The following is a 15409-nucleotide window of genomic DNA, read 5'->3' on the forward strand; positions in this document are numbered from 1 at the left end:
TACAGTGCAACCTTAATTCTTAAATCGTAGTCACTATCCTTTATCTTCCTCATTATTATGTGAAAACCCGATTGCTCTTCTTGGTTCTTCTACAATTCTATAGGTTTCCAGCTCATTCTTCAATGCCTGGATTCTAAACTGAAAATCATCAAAATTATTAATAATGGCATCCGCGAGAAAACGTGCTACCTGATCAAGATATTCTTCAGTAAGCTTTGATCCTGCATCCCTTAATGCCCTGTCTAAAAGTTTCTGATCTATTTTCAGCTTTTCGTTTCTGGTTCTCTGGTAAAGATTTTTAATTCTTTTCTTTAAGCTTTGGGTAAAGTCTATCAGCATGGTGTTGCTGAATGCTTTCATTTTTGAAGAGATTTCGTGCCAGAAAGGTATTTTATCTGCTTTATTGTTTTTAAGTATTTTGTAGAGTAAAGAATCTTCTTCCAATCCTCTGGTCATGGCGTAAAGAATGATTTCCGAACGCTCAGAAGCATTGGGGGGAAAGACCGGAATCATCACATCGAATCTTCCGGGAGCAAGAATCTCTTCGTCAATTTCTGAAACAGAATTGGCAGAACCTACCATGAGGACACCTTCTTTTTCAAATTTTCCGATGTAGTGAAGAATAAGTTCCTGAGCTTCGAGATTACGGGAAGCTACATCTGTTTCTGCTCTTCTCTGCATCATAATTTCATCAAAATCATCCATGAAAAGCAGCATTTTGTTTTCCTTCATCATGTTCAGCAGAAAATCACTGAAGTTGATTTCATTTCCGTCAATCAATGAAGTTCCCAAATAATGCTTTTTCACTTCTTTAAACTGATATCCAATAATTTCAGCAATTTTGTTAGCCCAGAAGATCTTGCCGCTTCCCGGAGGTCCATACAGAATAATTCCTGCAGGTTTGTTGATTCCCCAGTCTTTGATCTGCTGTGGATTCAGGAAGGGTTCCAAAACTGTGGAGGTATAAAAGAAAAGGTCTCTATATCCTATAAAATCTCTTTGCTGAAGGCTGGTTTTATGCCCGAAATAATCATAGACAAACTGATAATTGCCGCCCAGTTTGTTATCAATTCCGTAGCTTGAAATGGAGGATTTGAAAAAGCCGTTATCAAAAATATTGAGATTATGATCTTTAATCACCTCCTCTACTTTATCTTTAGGCTGATTGATAACTTCAGCAATCTGCTCCAGTGTTTTATTTTTATCAAGATCTTTTTCGTATAACCTTAAAAAATCTACATTTTCGCGGGCAAATTTTTCAAAATCTTCTTTTACCTCAAAATTGGTACTGACACAGTGTACCAGTTCAAGATCAAAATCCTGGATAAACTGTTTGATGGCTTCTGCAGAAACATTTAATTCTTCTGCCAGTTCAATTAGCTTCATAACTGTTGATTAATACTATCAAATTTAATGTATTTGTTCATAAATTAATATTGATTTATGATAATTCTGTAACATTATCTAATTTATATAGACTACTACTATGTAAAACAAATTACATGGAAAAGATTTTATCAGTAAAAAATTTGACAAAGAAATTCAAAAGAGTTGTGGTCAACAATATTTCTTTTGATGTCGAAAGAGGAAATGTTTATGGCCTTTTAGGTCCGAACGGAAGTGGAAAATCCACTACTTTCGGAATGCTGCTGTCAACCATCAATCCTACCAGTGGAGACTGGTTCTGGTTTGGAAAAAAGGGAACAGATCCGGAAACGTTGAAAAAGATCGGGGCGATTATCGAACAGCCTAACTTTTACCCTTATCTCAGTGCAGAAACCAATCTTAAGATTGTCGCTGAAATTAAGCAAACCCCCTATTCAAGGATTGACGAAGTCCTGAAGACCGTTAATCTGTATGAAAGGAGAAAAGATACTTTCAAAACCTTTTCTTTGGGAATGAAACAGCGTCTTGCCATTGCTTCGGCGATGCTGAACAATCCTGAAGTAATGATATTGGATGAGCCGACCAACGGACTGGATCCTGAAGGAATCATTCAGATCAGAGAAATCATCAGTGATATTGCAAAACAAGGTATCACGATTATCATCGCCAGCCATCTTCTTGATGAAATTGAAAAAATCTGCAGCCATGTAATTGTACTCAAAGAAGGAAATTCCATTTACTGTGGAAGAGTGGATGAAATGACTTCCAACAACGGATATTTTGAACTGAAAGCAGATAATAACACATTGCTGTTAAATACCCTTAACGAGCTTCAGTGGTTCTCTTCCATCCATCAGGAAGGTGATCTTATCAAAGCCCAGATCCGTGATGATGCTTCTGTTTCAGCTTCGGCAATGAATCAGAAACTGGCAGAGAAAGGAATCTATCTTTCCCATTTGACCAAGAAAAAAATGTCTCTTGAATCTCAATTTCTTGAACTTGTAAAAAACACCCATTAATCATGATCAAATTATTAAAACTGGAATACTATAAAAACCTGAACTACAAACCGTTCAAAGTTTTCACAATACTCTATTTCGCCATTCTTATTGCTTTACTTTTCATTGGATTGATTGACTTTGATGTTTTCGGAGGAACGATCAATTTAAAGGAAGAAGGAATTTATAATTTCCCTGAAATCTGGAATTTCACCACATGGATTGTTGCTTTGCTGAAAATTTTCCTGGGGCTGATCATTGTTTTCTCTATTTCACAGGAATTCAGCAACAGAATGTTCAAGCAGAATACGATTGATGGATTGAGCAGAAAAGAGTTCATCACTTCAAAACTTTTAACGATAAGTATTTTCACAATTGTTTCTACAGTGATTGTATTCGGGATTACTATTTTCCTTGGATATCAATATTCTAATACAAAAGAATCTGCAAAGGTTTTTGCTGAGATTTTCTTCATTGGAAATTACTTTGTGAAGCTATTTACATTCTTTTGCTTCTTAATGTTCCTTTCCATTTTACTGAGAAAATCTGTTTTTGTTTTTCTTGCCCTTTTCGTTTTGTGGATTGGCGAAGGAATTTTAACCGCTCTTGAAACGTATTCAAAAGTAAAGGGAATGCAGGGACCACAAAGAAACGAGGTTCTTCAGAACGATTTTTTCCTAACGCATCTTTTACCGCTGGAAAGTATGTCCAACCTTATTCCTAATCCGATGATGAGATTAAATATGGCTAAAATGATCGGCTTAAAATATGAATTTCACTACCCTACGGAAAGTCTTATCGCCTGTCTGGTGTGGTGTGCTATTTTTATATTCGGATCGTACTGGATTCTGAGAAAAAGAGATTGGTAGATGTCTATATTTAGAATTTAAAAGTTGTTTTTAAAGTGGTTCGTTTTCGGATCACTTTTTTTGGCTTAAAATTTTCATTCAGCATTGTCAAAAAACAGCCATGAAAAAAATATATTACTTTCCAGGATTGATTATATAACAATAAAAAGGCTGCCAGATGGCAGCCTTCCTTTCATATTACTTTTTATCTAACAACGGAAGATATTTTCCGTATCCTTTTGTTTCCATTTCAGCTTTCGGAATAAACTTCAGAGAAGCACTGTTGATACAGTAACGAAGTCCTCCTTTATCCTGCGGTCCGTCTGTGAAAACGTGTCCTAAATGGGCATCACCGGTTTTACTTCTTACTTCTACTCTGTCCATACCATGGGAACGGTCCAGCTTTTCATCAATCAAACCTTTGGTAATCGGTTTTGAGAAACTTGGCCATCCACATCCGGATTCAAATTTGTCGGTAGAGACAAATAAAGGTTCTCCGGTGGTAATATCTACATAAATTCCTTCACGGGTTTCATTCCAGTATTCGTTCTGGAAAGGTCTTTCCGTACCGTTTTCCTGGGTAACATTATATTGTTCTGCAGTTAATTTTTCTTTTAAAACTTTTTTATCCTGTTTTTGATAAGCCGGTTTTGGAAGCGGATTGGCTTTTTTCGCCATTTCAAAAAGTCCCGGTTCAATATGACAGTAACCGCCCGGATTTTTATCCAGATAATCCTGGTGATAATCTTCTGCTCTGTAGAAATTTTTCAATGGAATAGTTTCTACGACTACTGGTTTATTATAATTCTTTGCCAGCTTCTGAACTTCATCTTTTACCACCGCTTCATCTGTTTTATTGGTGAAATAAATTCCGGTTCTGTATTGGTTTCCTCTGTCATTTCCCTGCTGATCCTTGCTTGTAGGATCAATGGTTTTAAAATAAAGATCAATCAACAGTTTCAGATCTACCTGTTCAGGATCATATTTTACTTTTACGGTTTCTGCAAAACCTGTTGTATGACTTACCACCTCTTCATACGTAGGATTTTGGGTATTTCCGTTGGCATAGCCTACTTCTGTTCCTACCACTCCACGAATCTGTTGAAAAAAATGTTCTGTCCCCCAGAAACATCCACCTGCAAAATAAATCTCTCTAACGTTTTTGTTATCCATAATTTTCTCATTTTCTTTTTTTATTTCCACTACATCAGGCTTGTTTTTTTTAAAAAGCCCGGATCCCGCAGCAAATACTGCTATACCCAGAATGATTCCGAGTACAATTAATATATTTTTCATTTTATCCTTTTTATTCATTACTTATTATTTTGAACAATCATGAATCCAAATCCTAAAAGCATAAGGTCTTTCAGAATAAAGAAATCCGTCACAGGCACTCCGTCTACTATTTTCCAGATTCCCGGTGTTGTAAATAAATAGCTTAATGTTACCAGAAAAGTTACGATCATTCCTATACCTGCATACTTTTTCAGTACTGCAAATTTCGCACTAAATATCAGGAGTAATGCAATGATAATTTCTATCGTTCCGATAAGATTTGACACTGCCTGGACGCTTATAATTTTATATACGAAAAAAGTTAAGAAATGGTTTTCCACCAAAGGTTTTATGGCTGCTGCTTCTGTGGGAGTAAATTTGAAGATACCAATCCACAGAAAAATAAGCGCTGCTCCGAATAGGGAAATGTAATACCCGGTTCGGGATAATAGATTTTTAGATTTTTGTGCTGTTCCGACCATGTTTTTAAGATTTTAAATGAATACTTTATTGTTTTCAAAAGTATAGTCGGAGCTATTTTACAATCCTGACAGAAATTTTCTTAGAAATTTAATTTATCGATCATTTTATTTTTAAAGTCCTGAATTTCAGATTCATTTATTTCCGTTTTTTGTTCAGAAAATTTCTTTTTAAACACTTTATCCAGAATTGCCAGCTTTTCATTGTACATTCTGCACCATTTGCAGATCATAAGGTGCATGCTGAGCATCCTGTTTTCTCTGGAAGAAATAGATTGGGCATTCCTTTTTTCCATCAGTAAAGTGGCTTCACTGCATGGTAAAAATAATTTATGTAGTATTCTTCTTATCATTTCACTTATGATTTTGAAAACCAGTTAAACTCCAGACATTCTCTCAACTGCATTCGGCTTCTTTGCAGAATCTTCCAAAGATTAGTCGTAGAAACTTCTAATTCCTGACTGACTTCCGGTGCTTTTTTTTCTTCGATATAATACATTTTAAGCAAAATCTTCCATTTGGAGGGCAATTCTTCAATACATTCTTCTAATGTTTTATTAAAATCTGCACTGTCTAAAAGCTCATCTCCATCGCCAGAAACATTCCAGTCGTTTAAAACATCATTATTTTTCCATGATCCGGTTTCATCAAAAAAATGATCAAGTCGGATATTGGGTTCGGATTTATATTTTTTCCGGTAAAAATCTGCAACTTTTCTATTGAGAATAGCCATCAGCCACGTAAGCGCATTGCTTTTCCCTTCAAAAGAATCATAGGCAGAATAGGCTGCAAGAAAAACTTCCTGAACCACATCCTGTGCATCTTCTTTATTGGAAAGTACATACAGTGCTCTCTTCAAAAGTGGTCCTGAATATTGTTCTATCCAGTCTTTCAGCTCTTCATCTTTTGTCATTGGAAGGATTTTTTGTCTTTTTTTCAGATCACAACGAAGGTAGTAAGTTAAACGGAAAATTGCAAAATTAGATAGACTATTATTGATTACAGTCATTACAAAACTGCTATTACAAGCCTTACAGGTTTTGAAAACCTATAAGGTTTACCACATATCCGTTAGCCAAACTCGTTATCATTCAAAACATAGCATAAAATTATTACAAATCGCTTAAAAATCTTAAATTTGCATCTTATCAAAAATTTGATATTTAAAAAAGCAAAAGCAATACTATGACATCACAAGAAATACGTCAAAAATTTTTAGACTATTTTAAAAGTAAAGGGCACCTTATAGTTCCTTCAGCTCCTATTGTGCTGAAAGACGACCCTACCCTTATGTTTTCCAACTCCGGAATGACGCAGTTCAAGGATTTTTTCCTTGGCTACAAAACACCTACCGCCCCTAGAATTGCCGATACCCAAAAGTGTCTTAGAGTTTCAGGGAAGCACAATGACCTGGATGATGTAGGCAGAGATACTTACCACCATACCATGTTTGAGATGTTAGGAAACTGGTCTTTCGGGGATTACTTCAAAAAAGAGGCTATTGCTTTTGCCTGGGAATTACTGACTGAAGTATACGGAATTCCAAAAGAAAATTTATATGTAACGATTTTTGAGGGTGATGCTTCAGAAAATCTTGACAGAGACCAGGATGCATATGATTTCTGGAAATCTCATATTTCCGAAGACAGAATCATCAATGGAAATAAAAAAGATAACTTCTGGGAAATGGGTGAAAGCGGACCGTGCGGACCGTGTTCAGAAATCCATGTTGACTTAAGAACACCGGAAGAGAAAGCGAAAGTTTCTGGACTTGAATTGGTGAATAATGACCACCCTCAAGTAGTTGAAGTATGGAATCTGGTTTTCATGGAATTCAACAGAAAGGCAGATAAATCTTTAGAGAAGCTTCCTGCTCAGCACGTAGATACAGGAATGGGATTTGAACGTCTTTGTATGGCGCTTCAAGGGAAGTCTTCCAACTATGATACGGATGTTTTCACTCCGCTTATTGCTAAAGTTGAGGAACTTTCAGGTAAAAAATACACCGGAATTTTAGAAGACGAGAAAGATATTGCGATCCGTGTTGTGGTAGACCACATCAGAGCGGTTTCTTTTGCTATTGCAGACGGACAATTGCCATCCAATGGAGGTGCCGGTTATGTAATCAGAAGAATCTTAAGAAGAGGAATTTCTTATTCTTACAGATTCCTTGATATGAAAGAACCTTTCCTTTACAAATTGGTGGCTGTGCTGCAGGAGCAGATGGGAGCATTCTTTCCTGAGCTTGAAAAACAGGGAAAACTGGTTGCTGAAGTGATCAAAAGTGAAGAAGACTCATTCTTAAAAACCATTGAAAACGGTCTGATCAGAGTTGAAAAACTGATCCAGCAGACAATTGGCAATAACCAGAAAGTATTACCAAGCGAAGAAGTTTTTGAGTTGTATGATACGTACGGTTTCCCTGATGATTTAACAAGAATTATTGCTGAAGAAAAAGGATTAACGATTGATGAAGCAGGCTTCAAAGCTGAAATGGAGAAACAAAAGCTTCGTTCAAAAGCAGATTCTGCTCAAAAAGTATATGACTGGGTAACTCTTGAATCAAAACCTGAAACCTTTGTAGGATATGACCAGACTGAGTCTGAAACCTATATTACAAGATACAGAAAGGTAGAAAATAAAGACGGAGAATTCTATCAGGTGGTATTAAGCAGTTCTCCTTTCTATCCTGAAGGAGGTGGACAGGTTGGAGACAAAGGTGTTCTTGAAAATGCTGTTGAAAGTTTTGAAGTGCTGGAAACTAAAAAAGAAAACGGATTAATTATTTCATTAATCAACGGTCTTCCAAAAGATGCAGGTGCTGTTTTCTATGCTAAAGTAAATGCTTCTGAGAGAAAAAATTCTCAGGCTAACCACTCTGTGACTCACCTTCTGCATGAAGCTTTAAGAGAGGTGTTAGGAACTCACGTAGAACAGAAAGGTTCTTATGTTGGGCCGGATTATCTTCGTTTCGACTTCTCTCATTTCAACAAAATGACTGAGGAAGAATTAGCATTAATTGAAGAAAAAGTAAATAAAAAGATCAAAGAAAGTATTGCTTTACAGGAATTCAGAAATATTCCGATTCAGGAAGCTCTGGAAAAAGGAGCAATGGCTTTATTTGGTGAAAAATATGGTGACAGTGTGAGAATGATCCAGTTTGGAAGTTCAAAAGAACTTTGCGGGGGAACTCACGTAAAAAACACCAGCGAAATCGGTCATTTCAAAATTACTTCTGAAGGTTCTGCTGCAGCGGGTATCAGAAGAATAGAGGCTATTTCAGGAGATAAATCTGAAGAATATTTCCACAATCTTGAAAAACAGATCATTGAACTTTCTCAATTATTAAAATCTAAAGATGTGGTAAGATCTATTGAAAAACTGATCGAAGAAAATACCTCATTGAAGGCTGAAGTAGATGCTCTTAAAAAGGAAAAGGCAAAAGGAGAAATCGGAGAATGGAAGAATGCATATGAGCAGAAAGGCAACAAGCAGCTTCTTGTAAAGAAAACGTCTCTGGATGCAGGTTCTGTAAAGGATATTGTATTCCAATTGAAGAAAGAAATTCCGGCTTCAGTTACCATCATTCTTTCTGATGCAGACGGAAAACCAATGATTACTGTTGGGGTTTCTGATGATCTTGCAGCAGATTATCAGGCTGGAGCTATCGTAAAAGACCTTGCAAAAGAAATCCAAGGTGGTGGTGGCGGAAACCCTGGCTTTGCAACAGCTGGTGGTAAAAACCTTGAAGGTTTGGAAAATGCTTACCAAAAAGCTTTGACTCTCTAAAATAGAAACCTCTATTATAAATTTTAGCCCCGGCTGTCTCAGAATTAAGACAGCCGGGGTTGTTTTTAGTGCATATCATATTATTTTAACACAAAGTCTTTTCTATAATACTTTATAATTTCAGGAGGCAAAGAATGGAATCAACTTCATTGATTCTGACTAAGTGTGTGTACTATTCTTACTTCTCACAGATGAAAGAGATTACGCAGATTTTCCACAAGCATCTGCATAATCTGTGAAATCACCGAGAGATAAAAATGAACTTGGAAGGTTATATAAGCTGGATATATGTTTTATTTAACGCCAGGATCGCCAAGAAATTCTCATGCTATCATCAATATTTTCGTTCCACTCCGCTATGAAATGTTTGCGTACTCTGCGCTATAACATACTATTCTTTATTACTAAGATTTCATCAAAGTCTTTTTTATTTATATCCGTTCTAATTATTGACCTTATCTTAACAAATCATCACCGAATCTTAAACTATTTGTTTTGTCTTCTTAAAACTCAGTTAACACCAGACCTTTAGTTTTGCCATAATCGAAATTCAAAAAATGTAATTATGAAAATTAATAAAACTATTGGAGCTCTTCTGCTTGCTTCCCTTATATTTCAAGGCTGCAACGATGACAACAACGGGAACTCCGATACTCCTGTCAATGACAAAATCAAACTTGAAAATTTTTCTAAAGAACCCGCTTTCGTTTATGGAATGCAAGGTTTTGAAAATTTAAATATTACCACCCTTATTTCCAGCTCGGATGTACTTCCAGGTTCTCCTGACTTTGTTTTCGGAGGACAGCCGGACGGAATGGGGCTTATGAAAGATCCTAACTCTGAGGGTTACCTGATGATCACCAACCATGAGATCAAGCAATCTGTATCAAGAGTATACCTCGACAAAACGTTTAAGCCTGTAAAAGGAGAATATATCTTAAACGGAACCGGAGGAATGACAAGATTGTGTTCCGCTACATTGGCAACACCTGAAATTCATGGTTTCAGTGCATTCCTTACTGCCGGAGAATCGGGTGAAGAAAGTATGGTTCACGCTTTAAATCCTTTAGCACCGACATCTCAGGCTACTGATAAAACAAGGGTAAAACCAGCTTTAGGAAAGGCTTCCATGGAAAATGCAGTTCCGCTTCCTAAAGATGTATCTAACGGAAAAACCTATATTGTCATTGGTGAAGACCAGTCTTACTCTTCTTCCCATCAGTCTGCAGGGCAATTAATCATGTACGTAGCTGATACACAAGGTGACCTTGATAACGGTAAGTTGTATTCTTTAAAAAGAACCAACAGCAACTATACTGAAACGGATATGACGAAAGGAAGCAGTTATGATGTAGAATTCGTAGAAATTCCGAACGCTAAAAATCTTACAGGAGCTCAGATCAATCAGAAAAACATTGACAATAATGCGATCCGTTTTTCAAGAGTGGAAGATGTAGATTACAGAAAAGGAGCAGGAAAAGGTAGAGAAATCTACTTTACTGCTACCGGAGAATCTTCTGACGGTATCAATCCGAAAGCTGGATTAACAATGTGGGGAAGAGTTTACAAGCTTGTTCTTAACGCCAATAATATGCTGACAGGAAAACTGGAAGTGGTTGCAGAAGGTGATTCTAATCCTGGAAATAATCTGATCAATCCGGATAATCTGTGTGTGACTGAAAACTTCGTATACATCCAGGAAGACGGAGATTCCTATTACAAAAATGCAAAACATGATTCTTATATCTGGCAGCTGAATATTGCTACGAAACAATACAAACCGTGGCTGAATATGAGGCACAACAGAAATGATACGGCATGGCAGACGGCTTACAACCAATCCGGAGATCTTCAGAAATTCGGTTCATGGGAATTTGGAGCAATGGTTGATATTTCAGACATCATCGGAATTCCGAATACTTTCTCTGTGAATATCCATTCTCACACATGGCAGCTGGATAAATTCAAAAATCCTGACGGTTCCGGAATCAACACCAACAAAGAAGGTGGCCAGATTGTTATCATCAGAAACGTAGAAAAATAGTTTTAATTCCTTCATATCAAATTCAATTAAAGTATCAATAGAAAACCTCTGTTGATACTTTTTCATACTCATGAATAAACTTTCAAAATACCCTATACTTCTTTTCTTATACTGTGCTGCCGCACTTTTTACGCTTTATTATTGCAAAAATGAAAAGCCGCAGCCCGTATATGAAGATCTTGGCTCTGTAAAAAACAGGATTACCAAAACCAATGCTGATTTTGAAAAACAAATCAACGAACTGAAAACCATGGTTTCTAAAAATTCTGATGAAAAACTTCTTCAGGAAAAATTTCAGGACATCCGAAAAACTTACAAAAAAATGGAATGGGCTGTAGAATACTTCCTTCCTCACTCCGCCAGGTTTATCAACGGACCTGCCCTTCCGGAAATAGAAATGGATGAGCATACAGAAATAGAACCCGAAGGACTGCAGGTTTTGGAAGAAATGCTCTACCCTTACAATAAAGAAAATCAAGAAGAAATGATCAGAATGCTCAATAAGCTGATCAATAAAAGCAACACTATAGAAACCAACTTTCAGGTCATTACCATCAGTAAAGATCAGGTTTTTGATGCATTGAGACAGGAAGCTTTCAGAATTTCCAGCTTGGGAATCTCAGGTTTTGACACTCCGGTTTCTGGAACATTTTTGCAGGAAATGCCTTTTTCACTGGAAGGAATTAAAGAAACGTTAGAACAAATCTCCACTGAACGTTCAAAAGATAAAGCTTTAAAAAGCATTGTTGCAGAGATCAGTTCAACCATTGCAGTTCTGAAGAAAAGTTCAGACAAAAATACGTTTGATTATGTCAATTTTATTCCGGATCATTTAAACAAGATCACAGCTCTGATGTTGGATTTTAAAAATCAGGAAAACATTCCGGACGTTGACGTAACTACTGCTCTAAACAAAAATGCGGCTACTTTTTTTTCTAAAAATGCTTTTAATCCTAATGCTTTCACTCCCGGAAAAGAATATGCCTACACTGAAGAAAAGGCAGCACTAGGGCATCAGCTTTTTAATGACAAAATACTATCCAACAGCAATAGCCGAAGCTGTGCAACCTGTCATATTCCAGAAAAAGCTTTTACAGACGGACTGGCCAGAGCAATGTCTCTTGAAAACTCAGAATTGGCGAGAAATACACCTTCTCTCAATTATGCAGGATATCAGCATGGTCAGTTTTGGGATATGAGAAAGGATGATCTGGAAGGACAAAGCTCAGATGTGATTTCCAATAAAGAAGAGATGCATGGTGACCTGAATGTGATCCTTGCCAAAATCAATCAGGATAAAAATTATCAGGCTGCATTCAAAAAAATCTATCACTCCCCAAAAACCGAAGTATGGCAGCTGCAGAATGTGCTGGCAAGCTATATTCGTTCTCTGGCGAAATTCGATTCTGCTTTTGATGAATATATGAGAGGAAACAAATCTGCAATGACAGAAAATCAAAAACTTGGTTTCAATCTTTTTGTGGGAAAAGCTCAGTGTGCTATCTGTCATTTTATTCCTTTATTCAACGGGACAGTTCCTCCGAACTTCAAGAAAACCGAGCAGGAAATTCTGGGTGTTGCTGTGAATGCAGAGAATAAAACATTTGACGCTGATCCGGGAAGAGGAAAATTCCACGAAACGGTTTCTTCATTACAGCATTCTTTCAAAACCCCCACTCTTAGAAATATTCAAAAGACAGCTCCTTATATGCACAACGGAGGCTATAAAACCCTGAAAGAAGTGATGAATTTCTATAACAAAGGCGGTGGAAAAGCTTTTGGATTTAAAGTAGAAAACCAGACACTTTCTGATGCTCCACTCCAGCTTACTGATAAGGAAATTGACAATATTATTGAGTTTATGAAAGCTCTTGATGATCAATAAATTACGATTCCGGAACACAAAAACAGCGAAAAACAATTAAAATTCCTGAAACTTAACGGCAAAGAAGTTTTTTTATTTAAAAATCCCATTAAGATACAGAAAGATTATCTGTCAATTTCTTCATGGGGCTTTGTTCTTGCAAAGTTCATGAAAACATTAGATTAAATCAATATTATACTCTGTTAAAAACTTTTCTACAATAATAAATATCATTATTTTTGACGTAGTTTTTTTACATGAAAAGGGGTTTACTGTTATTATTTTTTATGATCTGCTTTTTGGGGTATTCACAAACAAAAATTAAGGTTGTGGATGACGCCAGTCAAAAACCTGTCTTTAAAGCAAAGGTATCCTGTGATAATTCAGTTATCGGATATACAAATGAACAAGGTATTCTGGAATTTAAAACAGGATGTAAAAACATTGATGTGGATGCTGATTCTTATCAAAAAGAAACCGTTACAGTAGAAAGCAGTATGGAAGTTTCCCTGCTAAAAAAAACAAACAAAACTACCGATATTGAAACCGTAGTTATTGAGGACAAAAGTGATCCCAGGGCTCTGGAAATCCTTAGAAAAGTTAATAAGCTCTTCAAAGAAAACTCCCCGAAAAGCTTAGGGTCTTACTCTTACAAATCTTACGAAAAAATATCTCTGGATATTGATGAAGACAGTCTTTCTGAATTTAATCAGTATTTCAATGATCTCAATATTTTCAAGAAAAAAAGAGAAAAAGACTCCCTGAATAATAGTAACGCAAGAAAAATATTTTCAAAAAGCAAACTTTTCCTTTGGGAAAGAGCTCAGGAGTTTTTATATTCCAAAAAGTACGGGGAAAAGATCAATATTCTGGACAACAGAATCTCCGGCCTGAAGCAGCCTATTTACGAAATGATTGCGCTCCAGCAAAGTAACAGAGATGTTGTTCCGGAGCAGTTGAAACCTGAAAACAGAGGTCTTTACCGGTTCTTTCTTTCAGATACCATTACCCTTGACGGCAGGAAAAACTTTGTGATCCGCTTCCGTGAGGTGAATTACAAAAAGCCGGACAGAAAACGAAAGTATAATGGTGCTATCTATGTAGATACTGAAACTTACGGAGTCAAAAAAATTGAAAATTTCAGTAAAAACAAAAACGAAGGAATTATCACCAGTACCTGGGTATTTTATAATAACAAATGGTTTCTTGCCCACGAAAAAGCGAAGCTTAAAATGGGTAAAATGGCTATGGATGACAAAGTGCATGCTGATGATAAGAAAGATAAAAAAAGCTTTGGCACTTACGCTTTTCTTACCTCAAAATATTTTGATTTTGAAGCTCCTATTGAAGAGAATCCAAAAGACTTCAAAGGCTATACTTTCTCTGTAAAGAATATCGACGGGCATTCTCTGGACCAATATAGAACGGAACCTCTTACCGAGAGGGAACAAAATACCTATAAAACCATCGACAGTTTAGGAAAAAAGTATAAAATTGACACCAAAGCCCAGATTTTATCAGGATTACTGAACGGACAGATCAGAGTAGGTTCCGTAGATTTTGCTGTAGATGAAATTGTTAATTATAACTCCTATGAAGGTTTCAGATTAGGTTTAAAAGCCAAGCTGAATGAAAACTTCAATCCTTATTTTTCACCAGATTACTACTTCGCATATGGTGTAAAAGACAGAAAATGGAAGTACGGAATGGGGCTTGATATGAGAACCACACTGGAGAAAAACTCCTTTTTCAGATTTGAAGTCTATGATGATGTAACGGCCTCAGGAGAATTCAACAGAAAGCTGTGGAATTTTAAGATGAGGATGATGAATTTCGGAAATAATCTGAATAACGACAGATATTTTCACTTTAAAGGAGTGTCATTATCTTATCTGAACGATGTCACCAACGGACTTACTGTTGCCCTTGCCGTAAGAAGAAATACGGAAGAGGCTGAATTCGATTATCAGTTCAGGGACAGAGGAACTTCATACAGAAACTTCAATACCCTTTTTACCTTAAAATATTCCCCGAATTCCACCAATATTATGACGCCACAGGGAAAATCTCTGATTGATCAGAAATACCCTGAACTCTATTTTAATTATGAGCAAAGTTACAAAATACTGCAGGGAGATTTTAATTATTCCCGTTTTGATGCCTTGTTTGTTCATAATTTCAAAACACCAATCGGGACTACAGGTTTCAGATTATACGGAGGTCTTGTTCTGGGTGGAGCGCCTATCTGGAAAAACTTTACGATGAACGGACTGGCTTCTCCGGGTAAAGATTTTAATTTTAACCTTACTTCTTACCTTGGATTCGCAACACTGGAGGGAGGAAAATACTATAACGACAGATTCGTCGCGTACTACTTTACCCATAAGCTTCCCTGGTATTTCAAAAGTTTCGGCCATAATGTTTCCAGCTTTGATTTTGTCTTAAGAGGAACTATCGGAGATATGAAACATCCGGAATACCACCAGTTTAAGTTCAGAAAACTGGATCATCTGTATCAGGAAGTAGGTTTGGAATGGAACAATTTCCTTTCCAGTTATTTTAATCTTGGGTTATTCTACAGAGTGGGTTATTATGCGACACCCCATTTCAGAGAAAATTTTGCCATCCAGTTTAAGCTGAAGTTTCTGGAGTTTTAACACCTCGTGAAATACAAAATCTTTATTTTTGAATCAGAATTCAGAAATATTCAACGATAATATATATAA

At 36.5% G+C, this 15409-nt stretch carries 11 protein-coding genes; 6 read left to right on the plus strand and 5 right to left on the minus strand.

The annotated features are described in order from the left end of the window. Positions 1-33: 33 nt before the first annotated feature. On the minus strand, positions 34-1386 hold the full coding sequence (locus tag EK417_RS08020; protein ID WP_136521849.1) for an AAA family ATPase: 1353 nt from the start codon (positions 1384-1386) through the stop codon (positions 34-36). Positions 1387-1502: 116 nt separating this feature from the next. Between EK417_RS08020 and EK417_RS08025 the strand changes: the two genes are divergently transcribed. Together EK417_RS08025 and EK417_RS08030 are read left to right on the plus strand one after the other, a co-directional pair. Next, positions 1503-2405, plus strand: a complete 903-nt coding sequence (locus EK417_RS08025; RefSeq protein ID WP_076595713.1) for an ABC transporter ATP-binding protein — start codon at positions 1503-1505, stop codon at positions 2403-2405. A gap of 2 nt (positions 2406-2407) precedes the next feature. Further along, positions 2408-3253, plus strand: a complete 846-nt coding sequence (locus tag EK417_RS08030; protein WP_110367572.1) for an ABC transporter permease — start codon at positions 2408-2410, stop codon at positions 3251-3253. 177 nt (positions 3254-3430) lie between these two features. On the opposite strand, the gene msrB is transcribed toward EK417_RS08030, so the two are convergent. From msrB to EK417_RS08050, 4 genes are all read right to left on the minus strand, one after another. After that, complete coding sequence (msrB, locus tag EK417_RS08035) at positions 3431-4528, minus strand: peptide-methionine (R)-S-oxide reductase MsrB (protein WP_110367616.1); 1098 nt, start codon at positions 4526-4528, stop codon at positions 3431-3433. A 17-nt stretch (positions 4529-4545) separates the two neighbouring features. Continuing rightward, positions 4546-4989 carry a DUF417 family protein gene (locus tag EK417_RS08040; protein WP_076595716.1) on the minus strand — a complete coding sequence of 148 codons (444 nt, stop codon included), beginning with the start codon at positions 4987-4989 and terminating at the stop codon, positions 4546-4548. A gap of 80 nt (positions 4990-5069) precedes the next feature. Beyond that, positions 5070-5339 carry a hypothetical protein gene (locus EK417_RS08045; RefSeq protein ID WP_136521850.1) on the minus strand — a complete coding sequence of 90 codons (270 nt, stop codon included), beginning with the start codon at positions 5337-5339 and terminating at the stop codon, positions 5070-5072. Positions 5340-5344: 5 nt separating this feature from the next. Next, positions 5345-5899: a sigma-70 family RNA polymerase sigma factor gene (locus EK417_RS08050; RefSeq protein ID WP_136521851.1), complete on the minus strand. Its 555-nt coding sequence runs from the start codon at positions 5897-5899 to the stop codon at positions 5345-5347. Between the two features lie 272 nt (positions 5900-6171). Here EK417_RS08050 and alaS point away from each other — a divergent pair, with 272 nt between their 5' ends. From alaS to EK417_RS08070, 4 genes are all read left to right on the plus strand, one after another. Further along, complete coding sequence (gene alaS / locus EK417_RS08055) at positions 6172-8775, plus strand: alanine--tRNA ligase (RefSeq protein WP_136521852.1); 2604 nt, start codon at positions 6172-6174, stop codon at positions 8773-8775. A gap of 565 nt (positions 8776-9340) precedes the next feature. Then, entirely contained in the window at positions 9341-10819 is a 1479-nt protein-coding gene (locus EK417_RS08060) for a PhoX family protein (RefSeq protein WP_136521853.1), read from the plus strand. Positions 10820-10889: 70 nt separating this feature from the next. After that, entirely contained in the window at positions 10890-12704 is a 1815-nt protein-coding gene (locus tag EK417_RS08065) for a cytochrome-c peroxidase (RefSeq protein WP_136521854.1), read from the plus strand. A 308-nt stretch (positions 12705-13012) separates the two neighbouring features. Then, positions 13013-15340, plus strand: a complete 2328-nt coding sequence (locus tag EK417_RS08070) for a DUF5686 family protein (RefSeq protein WP_228408027.1) — start codon at positions 13013-13015, stop codon at positions 15338-15340. Positions 15341-15409: the final 69 nt, after the last annotated feature.

This window comes from Chryseobacterium candidae, assembly GCF_004916905.1.
Classification (GTDB): Bacteria; Bacteroidota; Bacteroidia; order Flavobacteriales; family Weeksellaceae; genus Chryseobacterium; species Chryseobacterium candidae.

Bases quoted from the DNA above. Each gene is read 5' to 3' on its own strand.
- EK417_RS08020 (WP_136521849.1), bottom strand. From the start codon at position 1,386: ATGAAGCTAATTGAACTGGCAGAAGAATTAAATGTTTCTGCAGAAGCC.
- EK417_RS08025 (WP_076595713.1), top strand. From the start codon at position 1,503: ATGGAAAAGATTTTATCAGTAAAAAATTTGACAAAGAAATTCAAAAGA.
- EK417_RS08030 (WP_110367572.1), top strand. From the start codon at position 2,408: ATGATCAAATTATTAAAACTGGAATACTATAAAAACCTGAACTACAAA.
- msrB (WP_110367616.1), bottom strand. From the start codon at position 4,528: ATGAAAAATATATTAATTGTACTCGGAATCATTCTGGGTATAGCAGTA.
- EK417_RS08040 (WP_076595716.1), bottom strand. From the start codon at position 4,989: ATGGTCGGAACAGCACAAAAATCTAAAAATCTATTATCCCGAACCGGG.
- EK417_RS08045 (WP_136521850.1), bottom strand. From the start codon at position 5,339: ATGATAAGAAGAATACTACATAAATTATTTTTACCATGCAGTGAAGCC.
- EK417_RS08050 (WP_136521851.1), bottom strand. From the start codon at position 5,899: ATGACAAAAGATGAAGAGCTGAAAGACTGGATAGAACAATATTCAGGA.
- alaS (WP_136521852.1), top strand. From the start codon at position 6,172: ATGACATCACAAGAAATACGTCAAAAATTTTTAGACTATTTTAAAAGT.
- EK417_RS08060 (WP_136521853.1), top strand. From the start codon at position 9,341: ATGAAAATTAATAAAACTATTGGAGCTCTTCTGCTTGCTTCCCTTATA.
- EK417_RS08065 (WP_136521854.1), top strand. From the start codon at position 10,890: ATGAATAAACTTTCAAAATACCCTATACTTCTTTTCTTATACTGTGCT.